The following is a 14,078-nucleotide window of genomic DNA, read 5'->3' on the forward strand; positions in this document are numbered from 1 at the left end:
GCGAATCCCCGCTCGACGAGCAGGTCGATACACTCCAACGTGGGAGTTTCGTAACTAAATCTCTTCATTATTCTTGTGATTGATATAGGCACGTAAACGAACAAGCCGCGCGTATCGACAGATACACGCGGCCAGCTTAGCCGGATATTTCAAAAACAGGATCGTCCGATAGCGAAACGCTATCTCATGGGGGGGGGAATTTGCACGCCCTTATCCTGCCGCGGAGCGCGGCAGGACTTCATCGGTGTATCGTTTCGGGCAAGCACGGCCGCAAAGGTAGCTAAAAATTCCCATCCAACCAAATGATTCTCACCCGCAACGCTTTTCGGGCACACGATCCGGGCCGGGGTCGCCCGGCAACCGCCCGCAAAAAAAAGAGGCCCGCCGCAGCGGACCTCCCTCTCCCGGCCGGGGGCCGGACATGGCTTGAACGATTATTTTTGCTCGCCGAGGATACGCATCGCAACGTCGAGAATCGTCGTGTCGTCCAACGTGACTACGCCGCCGTCGGGGCCGGGTTCGAAATGCACACCCACGCACTCCTTGGCCTCGTGCTTGCCGCCGAAGTAGTTGCGGACGGTGTCCACGTCGATTCCTAACTCATCTGCAATGCGTTGCGAGCTGCCGCTGGGCAGCCTGTCCTTGATCCGACGCAATTCGTTAAAGGTGATAATCATATCGCTTGATTTTAAGTTGAGAGTTCCTGACAACTAAGATAGCACTATTTTATCGAACTGCAAAATTTCTGCCCGAAAAAAACGTAACCGGAACGAAATGAAAACGAAAGGTGCAAAACCCCGTCCGTTTTTCGGATGAATACAACTGTTTCGTGCCTTTTTTGGACACTAAGCGGCAGCGAGGAAGGGGGGGGGCAATACGCCGGGCGGGATTGGCAGAGGCGACGCGAGGCAGATGGCAGGTGGCTGCAAGGCTGGCAGGAGGGCGGCTGGCAGGGCAAGCGGCTGCGAGGCTGGTGAAGACTGTGGAGAGGGACAGGACAGGAGGAGGCAGAGACTATAGTTTTCGGGCAGCAGCTTGCGGAGGGACGCGATCAGCGGGCCTTCGCGGGGCGAGGCTGCGGCCCGCCGGTTCTTCGAGCCGAAACAAGGCAAACCCTATTGCGGCCCGCCGACCTGACGGTCGAAAAAAATTGCAGCCCTCGCAAAACAGCGAACCGCATATCCTCCGCAAGAGACCTTGACAGCACCCTTTCCGCCGCAGGCGGATATAAGTCCCCTCCGAGGAGGGGATTTAGGGGTGGGTCAGATTTGCAAACGCGGCCTTGGCCGCGAGGATTCAACGGTCAGAGGCGGACCTGCGCTATCGGGACGCAAGACCGTTCGTATTTTCGAATCTTCCGGGCCTCCGCTGCCGGAGGCTGCTGCCCGCAGGTTCTTCAAACCGAAATTCCTTGCCCTTTCTTTAAAAGAAAGGGCGAAAGAACCGCGCACGCAGAAAACGGCGGTCGGCCGTCCTCCGCCTCGCTGAACGGGCACGAAAGCTAAAGCATATCGCACGCCCGTTCCGGGCGCTCGGCGTCGGACAGCCGCAAGTCCCGCCGTTTCCAGAAGTGCGCGAGCAGGTGCGGTGCGCGGCGCCGCAGATATTGATTGTAATGGTTAGGGCGACAGTCTGCGAGAAATCCCTTCGGAAAGTTTTCGGGCAGCAGCTTGCGGAGGGACGCGATTGAGCGGACCTGCGCTATCGGGACGCAAGACCGTTCGTATTTTCGAATCTTCCGGGCCTCCGCTGCCGGAGGCTGCGGCCCGCCGGTTCTTCGAACCGAAACAAGGCAAACCGTATTGCGGCCCGCCGACCCGAAGGTCGAAAATAAACGAGACAAATCGGCCCGCACGGTTCGGGAAGCCGCAATCCGGACAAGCCAGCAGGCCGACAACCGAGGAGACCCGACAGACCCTTTCCGCCGCAGGCGGATATAAGTCCCCTCCGAGAAGGGGATTCAGGAGTGGATCAGATTTGTTATTTCGGCGGCACGCCGCAAGGATTCGGCAATCGAGCGTGATTCAACGGTACTGCCGCTCGCACAGCTTCGATGATGGAGCAAACCTGCCTTTTCTTGAATAAATTTCGATCCATACTATCCCTTCCCCCCGTCCGCAGACACAAAAACGATCGCCGCCCCGGCAAAGGGCGGCGAAAGGCGTAACGCATCCGAATGCGAACCGTTATTTGGGTTCGACGTAGAACTGGAAGATCAGCGGCGCGAACGAGGGTATCTCGGTGGTTACGGTGGTCGTGGTGGTCGTGGTCGAATTGTAATTCGAGCCGTAGTAGTCTCCGTAGTAACCGCCGTAATAGTCGCCGTAGTAATTACCGTAATAATTGCCGTAGTAATTATCGTAATAGCCGCCGTTGTAGCCGCCGTAATAGTTGTTGACGTAATTGAGGTAGTTGATGTAGTCGAGCGAACCGGCCGAACTGCCGCCCGAAGTGGAGGTCGAGGTGCTTCCGCTCTTGCCCGACGATCCGTAGGCGTTGGTCGAGGTGGTGATCAGCGTCGCCCACTGGCCGTACTGGAGGTGCGGCACGGTGTAGTAGAACGCCTGGATCAACCCGCCCGAGCTGGGCGTATAGGAGAGTGCCGATCCGGCCGCGTAGCCCTTGTCGTAGATCAGCTCCTTCACCTCGTCGATGTTCGTGTCGAAGATGAACCCGTCGAGGAAGCGGCCGATGTACCAGATTTTAGCCGTGCCGTCCAGCCCCACCGAGTCGGCCTGGAGGTTGGTTGGGTCCAACCCGATCCCGGCGTACTCCTTGTCCGCGTGGAAACGCTTGACCAGCGCCTCGGAGATCTTCCGGTCCAGATCGGGATCGTTGTAGGGCGCATACCCCACGTTGTAAGGCTTGGGGAAGGTGAAGCGGTCGTTATTCGGGTCGTAGCGGTAGTTGACGTAGAGCTGCGCCACCGTGTCGCAGGCCGACACCCAGCGTTTGGAGGCGGGGTTGTAGGGGTGGCGCGGGTCCGAGGTCTCCTCCGGAATCTTGTTGTCGGTGGTGTTAAAGGTCTCCCGGCCGCCGTTCCGGTCGCAGAAATCGTCCACCTCGTTGCCCTCCACGCGCAGCGGGTTGTCGACCGTATCGCGGATCTCCATCGTCACGCGCATCGGCCGCTTGGCCGCCAGCGTGGCTCCGCCCTCGTAGCCGCCCGAGCCGGAGACGCCGTTTTCGCCGATCAGCAGCGACGGCAGGTAGAGCACCACGCGGGACCCTTCGCGCAGCCGGATTTCGCGCGAATCGAAGCCGCGCTCGGCAGCATACTTATTATAATAGTTCTCGCTCAGCGTAAGCGTGCTGCGCATGGCCAGATAGGCCCCCTCCAGCAGGCCCGAATTGGTCGAGCCGCAGAAGCGGTAGTAGGGCACGTAACGCGTGTATTTGGTAAAGGTGTTCAGGAGCTTGGCTTCGTCGGCGCTGCGCGTGAGCACCACGTTGCCGCTCATATCGCGCCCCGAGAAGTCGAACGATACCCACATGTCGCCGTCACCGATGGGGTTGGACTCGTTGCTGCCCGGCTGGAGCACGTCGTAGTAGAACCCGGAATCGCCTACGGGCAGGAAGTTCTCGGAGACGTACTCCGGCGCATGCTGCGTCACCCACGCCTCGAGGGACATGGATTCGTACCGGTCGTAGTTCTCGTCCTGCTGCTCGGCACACGAGACTAAAACCGCAAGGCCGGCCATCGCCGCTGCATAAAGCCAACTTCTGGTCAATTTCATATTGAGATGCTTGTTTTTACTCCACACTGTTCACGGTAAAGAAGATCGCCACGGGGCTTTCCCGGGGGATGATGCTGAAATTCTTGTCCCCGTAGGCCATGTTGTAGGTCATATAGGCCTCGACCTGATCGCCCTGACGACAACCCACTAACGCCAGATAAAGCCCCTTTATTATGTCGGTCGAAGCCATGTCGACGGCCAGCGGGGTGAACGACCACTCGCCGGGCGTCAGGCCGATGTCGTAGAAAGCCTTTTCGAGCAGCGGATCGTTGGTGAAAAAGGGGATCGTCTTTTCGGTGATCGTCGAATAGTTCGCAAACAGGTAGGCGCGGAAAGTGATCGTGACTTTCGACTCCTCGGTCACGACAGGCCAGTTGACCCGGTCGGGGTTGTAGTAACTTTCGATGTAGCGGTAGACGGCATCCCCCGCCACCGTATAGAACGGCAGCTGGCTGTTCTCCTCCAGCTCGGCCTCGGACACCAGCCGCGGGGAGTGGCTCGAGGTGAGGAACGAGACGATGCGCTTCTGCTGGTCGGGCAGAATCTCGTCGTCCTGCTCGCAGCCGGCCAGCAGCCAGGGCGTCAATAGGAGAATGGCTAAGAGTCGTTTCATCGGCATATAGATCGTGCAAATTTACAAAAACAATCCGATTTACACCCTAATTAACGCAAAAATTCGCCGGCGCGACATTCCGACGGCTCCCGAACGGGCAAAAAAAAGATAGCCGAAGCTATCTGCGTTCCTTGAGATAATCCCGATGCGGGTCCTTGAGCCGCTGCACCCTGCGTTCCCGAAGCGTATAAACGGCTACGGTGACCAGGAGCGCTCCGGCAAGAACCCCCAGAAGAATCAGGATAAATCCAACAGGCACTTCTTCCATGATAGATAAGTCGGTTTGGCTGCATCTGAATTGATGCAACGAAAGTAGATCAAATATTTTGCCAAACCAAGTGAGAATGATTTTCAGAACGAAATGGGACCGTTTTGCAGCATTTCGGGCAAAATACGCTTTTTACAACCTTTTCAGAGCCGTTCGCACGATCTGCTCGACGGATGCCTCCGGAGACTCGCGGATCACGGTCCGGAGCACCTTTTCGGCCGCGGCCTTCGCAAAGCCCAGCATGACCAGCGCGGAGAGCGCCTCTTCGGCCGCTTCGGCGGCGGGCGCGGCTTCCGCCGCATCGACTGGCCCGGCCGCGGCCAGCTTGCCGCTCAGCTCGACGATGATCTTCTGCGCAGTCTTCAGCCCCAGCCCCTTGACGTTCTTGAGCAGCACGGCGTTCCCGGCCGCGATGATCCCCTGCAGTTCGCGCGGCGAATAGGTCGAAAGGATCATCCGGGCCGTGTTGCCGCCCACGCCCGAGACGCTGATCAGCAGGCGGAACAGCTCGCGCTCGGCTTTGGTGGCAAAGCCGTAGAGCAGCTGCGCGTCCTCGCGCACGATGTAATGGACATAGAGCCGCGCTTCGCGCGCATGTTCGATCGCGGAATAGGTTTCCAGCGAGATGTGGAGCAGGTAGCCCACCCCGCCCGCGTCGAGAACCGCATGGGTCGGGGCCGCTTCGGCGACCGTGCCGCTGATATATTCGTACATACAGATCGTTTTTATCGGGTTCGATCCCGCGATATGGGCCGTCATTCCACGGCGTTTCGGACTCTTTTTCGCGCTTCGTCCGTCTTGGAAGTTCCGCGCCGCCGGAGCGGCTTTGCCGGCCCGTCCGGAATCGTTGCACCGAAACAGGGGGTCGCGTTCAAATTTTATCGGGAACGAGGCAAAAATAAAGATTTTTCTTTATCTTTGTGGCTCAAAAGCAGAATAAATCACTAAAAACGCAGAACGATATGAAAAAAACGCTTTTTACGGCTGTCGTCGCTGCCCTCGCCCTGACGGCCTGCGGCACGCAGCCGGCCGAGACGGCGGCCGCGGAGGCGGAAACCCGCGAAGTGGGGACGAGCGACATGGCCTACGTGCAGGTCGAGGCCGTGCTGGCGCAGTGCGATCTCTATCTGAACGAGGGTGCGGCTTTGCAGGAGAAGACCCAGAAGGCGCAGAAGAGCTGGGCGCAGCGTGAGAAGAACCTTCAGGCCGAAGCCGCCCAGCTGCAGGAGAAGTACCAGAAGGGGCTGATCACCACGCTCGACGCGCAGGCCAAGCAGAAGAGCATCGAGCAGCGCGCGGTCTCCTATCAGAACTCGGCTCAGAAAGAGGCGCAGGCGCTCGACGAGGAGAATTACGTCTTCACCAACCGCGCTCAGGACCTGTTGCAGCGCGCCGTGCAGGCCGTCAACGCCGACCGGAAGTACAAGCTGATCATCAACGCTTCGGCCCTGATCGACGCCGATTCGACGCTCAACATCACCCCCGCGGTGCTGGCCAAGGTCAACGAGTTGTACGCCGCCGAGAAGAAAGAGAGCAAGAAATAGGGGTTTTCCCCGCCGCAAGGCAATCCGGCTTTCCGTTTTCTGCGGGAAGCCGGAATTTTTTTATACATTTGTCCTGTCAAATCCGGATAGCAGCCGGGAGGCCGATGCCGTGCGTGGGAAAGGATGTGTGCCGCATGCGGCAGAGGGGCCGCGGCCTGCCGCCACGCCCGACCGCGCCCCGCCCCGTAAGGAAGCTATCCGCCGAAAACAGCAAGCAATGGGTTTCGTACCGTTCACGTTCGTCGATCTGATCGACATCATTCTGGTCGCCGTGATCATGTTCTGGATCTACCGCATGACCAAGGGGACCAATGCCCCCTATATCCTTTCGGGCATCATCGCCGTCTACCTGCTGTGGGTGGTGGTGCGGACGATGAACATGGAGCTGCTCTCGACCATCCTCGGGCAGCTCATCTCGGTGGGAGCCATCGCGCTGATCATCGTCTTCCAGCCCGAGCTGCGGCGTTTTTTGCAGATGATCGGCATGCGGCAGAAAAACTTCAACTTCATCACCCGCTTTTTCTCCACGGGCGAAGACCGCGTGCAGACCAACGTGATGCCCATCGTCACGGCGTGCCGCGAGATGGCCGAGACCAAGACCGGAGCGCTGATCGTCATCGGACAGCAGAGCGACCTGACGCTCATCGCCGAGGGCGGCATCGCTCTCGACGCCCGGATCTCCACCCCGCTGCTGAAAAACATCTTTTTCAAGAATGCCCCGCTGCACGACGGCGCGGCGCTGATCGAGGGCGACCGCATCGTGGCAGCCAAATGTATCCTGCCCGTGACGCAGAGCGCCGTTCCGAAGTCGTACGGCACGCGCCACCGTGCCGCCATCGGCATGAGCGAAATTTCGGACGCCATCATCGTCGTGGTCTCCGAGGAGACGGGCCATATCTCCGTGGCGCAAGGCGGCCAGCTCAACAAGGACATCGACCCCGTACGGCTGCAGCAGATCCTCCAACGCTACCTGACGGTCAATTCGCGCAAGCGCTCCAAAAAAGAGGTGGCCGAATAGTTCGGCTGCCCGGCTGGCGGACGAGAGGGGGGGGGCATGGGGCAACGCAACCGTCCTGCACAGTCCGACCGCACATTTCCAATTTCCAGCGTCTTACCGAACGGTCCGGGTTCCCGACCCGACGGTTTCACCCGTTTCGCCCGTTTCATCCTTCACGATAACCCAAATCCTCCCCCGTGATCCGCATCGAAACACCCCGTCTGGTGCTGCGTTCGTGGCACGACGACGATCTGCCCGCTTTCGCGGCCATGAACGCCGATCCGCGCGTCATGGAGTTCTTCCCCTCTCCGCTCACGCACGCCGAGTCCGCAGCCTTTCTCCGCCGTCTGCGCGAAGAATCCGCCGCAGAGGGTTTCGGCGTATACGCCGTCGAACGACGCTCGGACGGGGAATTTCTGGGTTTGACCGGACTGCACCGGGTGACTTTTTCGGGACCGCTGCACAATCAGGTGGAGATCGGCTGGCGGCTGCGGGCCGAAGCCTGGGGGCAGGGTTATGCCTCGGAGGCTGCTCGCGCATGCCTCGATCGGACGGCGGAACGCGGCATCGGAACGGTCGTCGCTTTCACTGCCCTCGGAAACCTCCGCTCGCAGCGGGTCATGCAGCGTCTGGGCATGAAGCGTGTGGGAGAGTTCGACCATCCGGCGCTGCCGGCCGGCCACCCCCTGCTGCGGCATGTACTCTATCGCATCGGTCTCGATAAATAGATCGCAGGGATAAGGCGGTTCGAGCATCATTGCCGATACGCACTCCGCGACAAGAATATCTTCCTGCAACGGCAAAGCACCGTTCCTCTCCCCGAACGCAAGCATACCCCGATAAGGTCCCCGGCAGTCCCACCCGAACTCCTTAGTAAGGAGATGGCAAGCCTCGGCCACACTACCCGAGCAGTCCGCTCCCTCCTTCATAAGAGATGGGAAGCCTGCAGCCCCTACCCGGGCAACCCCCTCCCCTCCTTTGTAAGAGAAAGCAAAACTCGGCAAGCCCACCTCCCGAAACAGCAGCCCCACCCGGACCTCTTCCCGAAAAACACGACAAGCCCCGGGCACTCTACCCAAGCAACCCCTCCAGAACTTCTTCGTAAGAAGATGGCAAACCGACAAACCCCTCTCCCCTGCCGGACCTTTTCATAAAAGCCTCGGCCACCCCTACTCCGAACAGTCCTTTCGAACCTCCTAAATGATAAGGCGGCAAGCAACCGCAACGCTCACACTCAATTTATAAAGGCGTCCCCGGCAAAGGTACGCCCGCAAAAAAGCCCGTGGAAAAATCCACGGGCTTGTTCTTTCCGGCTCAGCCGAAACTATTTCGGAAGCTGCTCTTGCCGCCCTCCCTTATTCGGCAGGCTGCTCGGCGGGTTCGGCAGGCTCGGCGGGCTGCGCTGCGGGAATCTCGGCCTGCGGTACGGCGGGAGCCGACTCCATCACGCGCTCCTGAAGCGCCTTGGCATCCTTCGAAATCTCCGAATTGCTCTCGGCCACCAGCCCCTTGTCCATGGCCAGCGTCGCTACGAGGCTCAGCACCACGATGGCGATGGCCATCGACCAGGTGAACTTCTCCAGGAAATCCGACGTTTCGCGCACGCCCATCACCTGGTTCGATGCGCCGAAATTGGCGGCCATGCCGCTCTTGGGATTCTGCACCAGCACCGCCAGGATAATCAGAATGCTCGCAATGACGATCAGGGCAATGCAAATCGTGTATAACATATCGTAGAAATTTTAATTGTTATTCGCTATTCGGTCAATCAACTCGGCAAAGTAAATACTTTTTTCGGGATTTAGCAAACTTAATTTGCGATAAATCGCTATGGCCTTGTCCGAAAGCCCCTGCGCGAGATAGATTTCGGCCAGCTGCTCGCTGACTACTTCGTCCTCCTCCTCCAGATCGGGCGCCAGGCGCACCTCCCCGTCAGGACCCTCCTCCGAGGCCACGATGCGCAGGTCCTCCTCGCGCAGGAAGCGGTCGATCAGTTCGTCGGGCGACACCCCGGTCATGGCAGCCGCGTCGATCGACTCCGCGCACAGAACGCTTTCGGCCCGCCACGGAGCCGTGACGGCCAGCCGCGCGTCCGCACGGCCCGTCGCCCGCTGCCGCAGGATGCGCGCCGGTGAGAACCACTCGCAGCGGGCGACCCATGCGTCGAGCTCCGCCTCCGAAGGAATTTCGGCGTGAGGGTCGTACAAGCACTCTTTCAGGTCGGCCATCGCAGCGCAGGGTTTACCAGTTGGAGGCCGAAGCCTGGAAGATGTCGGTGACGATCTTGTCGACGATCTGCGGAATCAGCTCGCCCTCAACCTCGGTAAGCAGCTTGGTCGAGTTGTAATCCTCGTAGGCCGAGAAAGTCCGGTTCCACGACGCCTTCTCGTCGACGGCGTTCGTGAAACGCACCTTGACGGTGATCGTCAGCCGGTTCAGCAGCGCGTAGTCGTCGCTCGACACGGAGGCCGTGACGGAGGTGTAGTTGACGATCTCGCCCTCGAAGGCGAAGTCGCCGCCCTCCTCGGTCTGCGTCAGGCGCGTACGGCGCGAAAAGATGTCGACCAGCGCGTCGGTGAGCGTCGAAGAGAGGATCGGCGAGACCATCGTGGCGTTGTTCGGGAAGTAGGCCACCGAAAAGGTCTTGGCATCGGGCGGAATCGAAGCGCCCGACAGGGAGTACTTCACGGCCACGCCGCAGCCGCTCATCGCCCCTGCCAGAAGCAGCAGCGAAAACCGGAAGGCGAGTGATGAAAAAAGCTTTTTCAATTCTTATTTTTTTAATTAACCCCACTTGCGTGGGCTTTTCCTCCTCCTCATAAGGCATAGCCGAATAAATTCGTCTCTGCGCTTATTTCGTGCGTCGGTTCTTAATTCTTAATTGTCCTCGATGCCCAGCTCCTTGATCTTGCGGTAGAGCGTCCGCTCGGACATGAACAGCTCGGCGGCGGCTTCGCGGCGGCGGCCGTTGTTGCGGCGCAGCGCCCGGAGGATCTGCTCGCGCTGCATGTCGGCCTTGGTCATGCCGCGAGGCGGTTCGTCGGTCACCTCCTCGCTCTCGGCAAACACCGGAGCGGAGGCGGGTTCGCCGCCGGGAACGTATGCGCCCGGATAGGAGGCGTTGTGGACCGGGGCCTGCGGCACATAAGCCGAGCTTTGAGCCGTGGTCGGCAGCAGCGCCTTCACGTCGCGGACCGGCTCGCGGAAAGTCGCACCCTGCATCAGCTCGGTCATCATCCGCTTCAGGTCGTTGATGTCGGAGCGCATGTCGAAGAGCACCTTGTAGAGCAGTTCGCGTTCGGTCGACATATCAGCGTCGAACCGCGGCCCGGCGGGCATCGGCGCTCCGCCCGTCTGCTGCGGCAGGTACTTGGCCAGCACCCCGGGGGTGATCAGGCGGGTCTGTTCGATGGCCGAAATCTGTTCGGCAACGTTTTTCAGCTGGCGGATATTGCCCCGCCAGTAGTAGTTCTTCAGCATCTCGCGCGCCGCATCGTCGAGCGTGACGGCGGGCATGCGGTACTGCTCGGCCACGTCGGAAGCGAACTTGCGGAACAGGAGCGGAATATCCTCGGGCCGCTCGCGCAGCGCCGGAACGGTGATCGGAACCGTTCCCAGACGGTAGTAGAGATCCTCGCGGAAGCGGCCGTGAGCGATCGCCTGCTGCAGGTCGGTATTGGTGGCGGCGACCACGCGCACGTTGGTCTTCTGCACGCGCGACGACCCCACGCGGATGAACTCGCCCGTCTGCAGCACGCGCAGCAGGCGCGCCTGCGTGGGCAGGGGCAATTCGGCCACCTCGTCCAGAAAGATCGTCCCCCCGTCGGCCTCCTCGAAGTATCCCTTGCGGGCTTCGAGCGCCCCGGTGAAAGCCCCTTTCTCGTGGCCGAACAGCTCCGAGTCGATGGTCCCCTCGGGAATCGCGGCGCAGTTGACGGCGATATATTTATTGTGTTTGCGCGCCGAGAAAGCGTGGATCACCTGCGGGAAGAACTCCTTGCCCACGCCGCTCTCTCCGGTGACGAGCACCGTCAGGTCGGTCGGGGCCACGCGCAGGGCGACCTCCAGTGCCCGGTCCAGAAGTTCCGACGTGCCGATGATGCCGAAACGTTGTTTTACGGTGGTTATCTGCGTCATTTATCGGTTTGGTTCGGGTTGTGTACGCCGTCCGCACGGAGTTCCGGCTGCGGGGGCGGCAGTAGTTCGTACCGCGGATGCGGGCTGTGCGGCAGGGGCGTCGGTGGGCGCGGCGGGTGTGGCGGCGGGTGCGTCCGAAGCAGCCGAGGGTTGCACGGCGGTGTCGGCCGGGATGTTGGAGGCGGCCGGGACAGCGGATTGCGCGGCGGGATTAGCAGCCGAGGATTGCACGGGGGCTACCCGCTGCCCGACAGCGAGGGCCTGCGCGACGGGGACCGCCTGCCCGTCTTCGGGCTGCGCGTCGGTCGCGGGCGTCTGCAACGCCTGCCCGGTCGGCTCTTCCGAGGCTTCGGCCTTCCGCTCCTGCATCTCGTGCCAGTAGCCGAACGCGATGGCGGCCACGGCAAGCCCCGCCGCGAGGATCGCCAGCCACAGGAAGCGGTCGAAACGGCGGCGCGGCGGACGGTCGACATAGCGGTAGGCATCGGTGGTCTTGTGCGGCTTGCCGTATTTCAGCCCCCGCACATAGGGTTCGGGATTCATCTTCACCGACGGCGACACGCGCGGATCGGCAAAGGCCGTCTCCACCGCTTCGGCCACCTTGTCGGGACGGATCGCCGAACGGCCGTTCGGGTTCTTTGACGCTGCGGCAGCGGATTCCTCCGACGGCCCGGCAGTCGAGGCGGACGGCCCGGAGGTTGTTTCGGACGACCCGGAGGTCGCGGCCGATTGCCCGGAGGTCGCGGCGGACTGCGTGGCGGCGTGATCCGCAACGGATTGCTCCATCGACCCTTCCGGGAAGGTCTGGAAGACATCGGCAGCGTTTTGCGGCGGAACCTCCGGCGCGGGCCGGTATTCGAAAGCGATGGTCGCATTGGGTCCGGGCGAGAACACGCCGAACCCTTCCAGTTCGCAGGGCTTGCCGTGCTCGACGGCGTGGCGCACCTCGAAGACGAAGCGGTCAATCTCGCCGGCAGCTTCCAGCTCGCCCAGCCCCTCCTCGCGCAGTAATCCCCGCAGAACGCCGTCGTCGCGTTTGAGCAGTTCCGAAAACAGCACGCTCACGCCCGGCTCCTTGACCAAGAACGCCCCGAGCTGGGGAACGACCAGCCGCTTGTGCGATAGCAGATATTTCGAAAGGATCGAGTTCAGCACGACGGATCAACTAAAAATTATGGGTCAAAATTACCCTTTTTAGCAGAAAAAACCAAAATCGCGCCGACTTTTTCAAAATAATCGGTCAAAGTGTCGCCGAACCGGAAAATAATCGTTTACTTTGCATCCCGCTTTTTTCGCAAATCCGGCCGAGCTACTTTGTCCCGGATTTTGCAATGTAGCGAAGACGGATCGAAATTTTAGTACCGAACGAGCCATGAAAGACAAGTACATCGACCTGATCGAACAGTCGTTCGATTTCCCGCAGGATGAGTTCACGGTCGAAGACAACGAGCTGAACTTCCACGACATTCCACTCATGGAGTTGATCAAACAGTACGGAACTCCGCTCAAGATCACCTACCTGCCGAAGATCTCCCAACAGATCAACCGGGCCAAGCGCATGTTCAACGTGGCGATGGCCAAGGTCGACTACAAAGGGTCTTACAACTACTGCTACTGCACCAAGTCGAGTCACTTTTCGTTCGTGCTGGAGGAGGCCATGAAGAACGACATCCACCTGGAAACCTCGTCGGCCTACGACATCCACATCATCAACGCACTCTACGAGGGGGGCATCATCGACAAGGACCGCTACATCATCTGCAACGGCTTCAAGCGTCCGCAGTACGTGGAGAACATCGCTCAGCTGGTCAACGACGGCTTCGTCAACACGATCCCCGTACTCGACAACAAGGAGGAGCTGGACCTGTTCGAGGACGCCTTCACCAAGAAGTGCAAGGTGGGCATCCGCATCGCCTGCGAGGAGGAGCCCAAGTTCGACTTCTACACCTCCCGGCTGGGTATCCGCTACAACGACATCGTGGATTTCTACAAGGCCAAGCTCAAGAACAGCAAGAAGTTCCAGCTGAAGATGCTCCACTTCTTCATCAACACCGGCATCAAGGACACGGCCTACTACTGGAACGAGCTGTCGAAGTGCATGAACGTCTATTGCGAGCTGAAAGCCATCTGCCCCGAGCTGGACAGCCTCAACATCGGCGGCGGCTTTCCAATCAAGAACACGCTCAACTTCGAGTACGACTACGAGTACCTGACCGAGGAGATCGTGGCGCAGATCAAGAGCATCTGCCAGCGCAACGGCATCGAAGAGCCGAACATCTTCACCGAGTTCGGCTCGTTCACCGTCGGCGAAAGCGGCGCGGCGCTCTACTCGATCGTCAACCAGAAGCAGCAGAACGACCGGGAGAACTGGTACATGATCGACTCCTCGTTCATCACCACCCTGCCCGACACGTGGGGCATCAACCAGCGCTACATCATGCTCGCGGTGAACAACTGGGACAAGGAGTACCAGCGCGTGTTCCTCGGGGGACTGACGTGCGACAGCGAGGATTTCTACAACTCGGAGTGCCACACCAACGCCATCTTCCTGCCCAAACTCGAAGCGGGCAACACGCAGTATATCGGTTTCTTCCACACGGGGGCCTATCAGGAGTCGCTGGGCGGCTTCGGCGGCATCCAGCACTGCCTGATCCCCGCGCCGAAGCACGTGATTATCGACCGCGACAAGTCGGACAACGAGTATTACACGCGTCTTTTCGCCAAGGAGCAGTCGTACCGGTCGATGCTGCGAATACTCGGGTATTAACGCGCGCAATTCGGA

At 60.1% G+C, this 14,078-nt stretch carries 14 protein-coding genes; 4 read left to right on the top strand and 10 right to left on the bottom strand.

What is annotated here, in order from left to right; all coding sequences use genetic code 11:
- Nucleotides 1-434: 434 nt before the first annotated feature.
- The 5 genes from ACMO9O_RS09085 to ruvA form a co-directional block, all read right to left on the bottom strand.
- A complete protein-coding gene (locus ACMO9O_RS09085; RefSeq protein ID WP_009596558.1) occupies nucleotides 435-677 on the bottom strand; it encodes a hypothetical protein in 243 nt (80 codons plus the stop codon).
- Nucleotides 678-2,186: 1,509 nt separating this feature from the next.
- On the bottom strand, nucleotides 2,187-3,737 hold the full coding sequence (locus ACMO9O_RS09090) for a hypothetical protein (protein WP_418983552.1): 1,551 nt from the start codon (nucleotides 3,735-3,737) through the stop codon (nucleotides 2,187-2,189).
- A gap of 16 nt (nucleotides 3,738-3,753) precedes the next feature.
- Nucleotides 3,754-4,350, bottom strand: a complete 597-nt coding sequence (locus ACMO9O_RS09095) for an FKBP-type peptidyl-prolyl cis-trans isomerase (protein ID WP_418983553.1) — start codon at nucleotides 4,348-4,350, stop codon at nucleotides 3,754-3,756.
- 118 nt (nucleotides 4,351-4,468) lie between these two features.
- Nucleotides 4,469-4,618 carry a hypothetical protein gene (locus tag ACMO9O_RS09100; protein WP_418983554.1) on the bottom strand — a complete coding sequence of 50 codons (150 nt, stop codon included), beginning with the start codon at nucleotides 4,616-4,618 and terminating at the stop codon, nucleotides 4,469-4,471.
- 132 nt (nucleotides 4,619-4,750) lie between these two features.
- The gene (gene ruvA, locus ACMO9O_RS09105) at nucleotides 4,751-5,332 is read right to left on the bottom strand and encodes a Holliday junction branch migration protein RuvA (protein ID WP_418983555.1); all 582 of its coding nucleotides are present in this window, start codon (nucleotides 5,330-5,332) and stop codon (nucleotides 4,751-4,753) included.
- A 248-nt stretch (nucleotides 5,333-5,580) separates the two neighbouring features.
- Here ruvA and ACMO9O_RS09110 point away from each other — a divergent pair, with 248 nt between their 5' ends.
- The 3 genes from ACMO9O_RS09110 (at nucleotide 5,581) to ACMO9O_RS09120 (ending at nucleotide 7,887) form a co-directional block, all read left to right on the top strand.
- Entirely contained in the window at nucleotides 5,581-6,162 is a 582-nt protein-coding gene (locus ACMO9O_RS09110; RefSeq protein WP_418983556.1) for an OmpH family outer membrane protein, read from the top strand.
- A 217-nt stretch (nucleotides 6,163-6,379) separates the two neighbouring features.
- Nucleotides 6,380-7,180 (top strand): diadenylate cyclase CdaA, encoded by an 801-nt coding sequence (gene cdaA, locus ACMO9O_RS09115; protein ID WP_418983557.1) that lies wholly within the window; start codon nucleotides 6,380-6,382, stop codon nucleotides 7,178-7,180.
- A gap of 176 nt (nucleotides 7,181-7,356) precedes the next feature.
- Nucleotides 7,357-7,887, top strand: coding sequence for a GNAT family N-acetyltransferase (locus ACMO9O_RS09120; RefSeq protein ID WP_418983558.1), 531 nt, complete (start codon nucleotides 7,357-7,359; stop codon nucleotides 7,885-7,887).
- Nucleotides 7,888-8,514: 627 nt separating this feature from the next.
- Here the strand turns inward: ACMO9O_RS09120 and secG are convergent.
- From secG to ACMO9O_RS09145, 5 genes are all read right to left on the bottom strand, one after another.
- Nucleotides 8,515-8,889: a preprotein translocase subunit SecG gene (gene secG / locus ACMO9O_RS09125; protein ID WP_418983559.1), complete on the bottom strand. Its 375-nt coding sequence runs from the start codon at nucleotides 8,887-8,889 to the stop codon at nucleotides 8,515-8,517.
- A 12-nt stretch (nucleotides 8,890-8,901) separates the two neighbouring features.
- The gene (locus tag ACMO9O_RS09130) at nucleotides 8,902-9,387 is read right to left on the bottom strand and encodes a hypothetical protein (RefSeq protein WP_418983560.1); all 486 of its coding nucleotides are present in this window, start codon (nucleotides 9,385-9,387) and stop codon (nucleotides 8,902-8,904) included.
- 13 nt (nucleotides 9,388-9,400) lie between these two features.
- Nucleotides 9,401-9,928, bottom strand: coding sequence for an LptE family protein (locus ACMO9O_RS09135; protein ID WP_418983561.1), 528 nt, complete (start codon nucleotides 9,926-9,928; stop codon nucleotides 9,401-9,403).
- A gap of 108 nt (nucleotides 9,929-10,036) precedes the next feature.
- Nucleotides 10,037-11,296, bottom strand: a complete 1,260-nt coding sequence (locus ACMO9O_RS09140) for a sigma-54 interaction domain-containing protein (RefSeq protein WP_418983562.1) — start codon at nucleotides 11,294-11,296, stop codon at nucleotides 10,037-10,039.
- Nucleotides 11,297-12,451: a hypothetical protein gene (locus tag ACMO9O_RS09145; RefSeq protein ID WP_418983563.1), complete on the bottom strand. Its 1,155-nt coding sequence runs from the start codon at nucleotides 12,449-12,451 to the stop codon at nucleotides 11,297-11,299.
- Nucleotides 12,452-12,668: 217 nt separating this feature from the next.
- On the opposite strand from ACMO9O_RS09145, the gene ACMO9O_RS09150 reads away from it, so the two are divergent.
- On the top strand, nucleotides 12,669-14,063 hold the full coding sequence (locus ACMO9O_RS09150) for an arginine decarboxylase (protein ID WP_418983564.1): 1,395 nt from the start codon (nucleotides 12,669-12,671) through the stop codon (nucleotides 14,061-14,063).
- Nucleotides 14,064-14,078 lie beyond the last annotated feature (15 nt).

The organism is Alistipes sp., assembly GCF_048465635.1.
GTDB lineage: Bacteria > Bacteroidota > Bacteroidia > Bacteroidales > Rikenellaceae > Alistipes.

What these genes read in the sequence shown, in the direction of transcription:
- ACMO9O_RS09085 (WP_009596558.1), bottom strand. Translation starts at nt 677, where the DNA reads ATGATTATCACCTTTAACGAATTGCGTCGGATCAAGGACAGGCTGCCC.
- ACMO9O_RS09090 (WP_418983552.1), bottom strand. Translation starts at nt 3,737, where the DNA reads ATGAAATTGACCAGAAGTTGGCTTTATGCAGCGGCGATGGCCGGCCTT.
- ACMO9O_RS09095 (WP_418983553.1), bottom strand. Translation starts at nt 4,350, where the DNA reads ATGAAACGACTCTTAGCCATTCTCCTATTGACGCCCTGGCTGCTGGCC.
- ACMO9O_RS09100 (WP_418983554.1), bottom strand. Translation starts at nt 4,618, where the DNA reads ATGGAAGAAGTGCCTGTTGGATTTATCCTGATTCTTCTGGGGGTTCTT.
- ruvA (WP_418983555.1), bottom strand. Translation starts at nt 5,332, where the DNA reads ATGTACGAATATATCAGCGGCACGGTCGCCGAAGCGGCCCCGACCCAT.
- ACMO9O_RS09110 (WP_418983556.1), top strand. Translation starts at nt 5,581, where the DNA reads ATGAAAAAAACGCTTTTTACGGCTGTCGTCGCTGCCCTCGCCCTGACG.
- cdaA (WP_418983557.1), top strand. Translation starts at nt 6,380, where the DNA reads ATGGGTTTCGTACCGTTCACGTTCGTCGATCTGATCGACATCATTCTG.
- secG (WP_418983559.1), bottom strand. Translation starts at nt 8,889, where the DNA reads ATGTTATACACGATTTGCATTGCCCTGATCGTCATTGCGAGCATTCTG.
- ACMO9O_RS09130 (WP_418983560.1), bottom strand. Translation starts at nt 9,387, where the DNA reads ATGGCCGACCTGAAAGAGTGCTTGTACGACCCTCACGCCGAAATTCCT.
- ACMO9O_RS09140 (WP_418983562.1), bottom strand. Translation starts at nt 11,296, where the DNA reads ATGACGCAGATAACCACCGTAAAACAACGTTTCGGCATCATCGGCACG.
- ACMO9O_RS09150 (WP_418983564.1), top strand. Translation starts at nt 12,669, where the DNA reads ATGAAAGACAAGTACATCGACCTGATCGAACAGTCGTTCGATTTCCCG.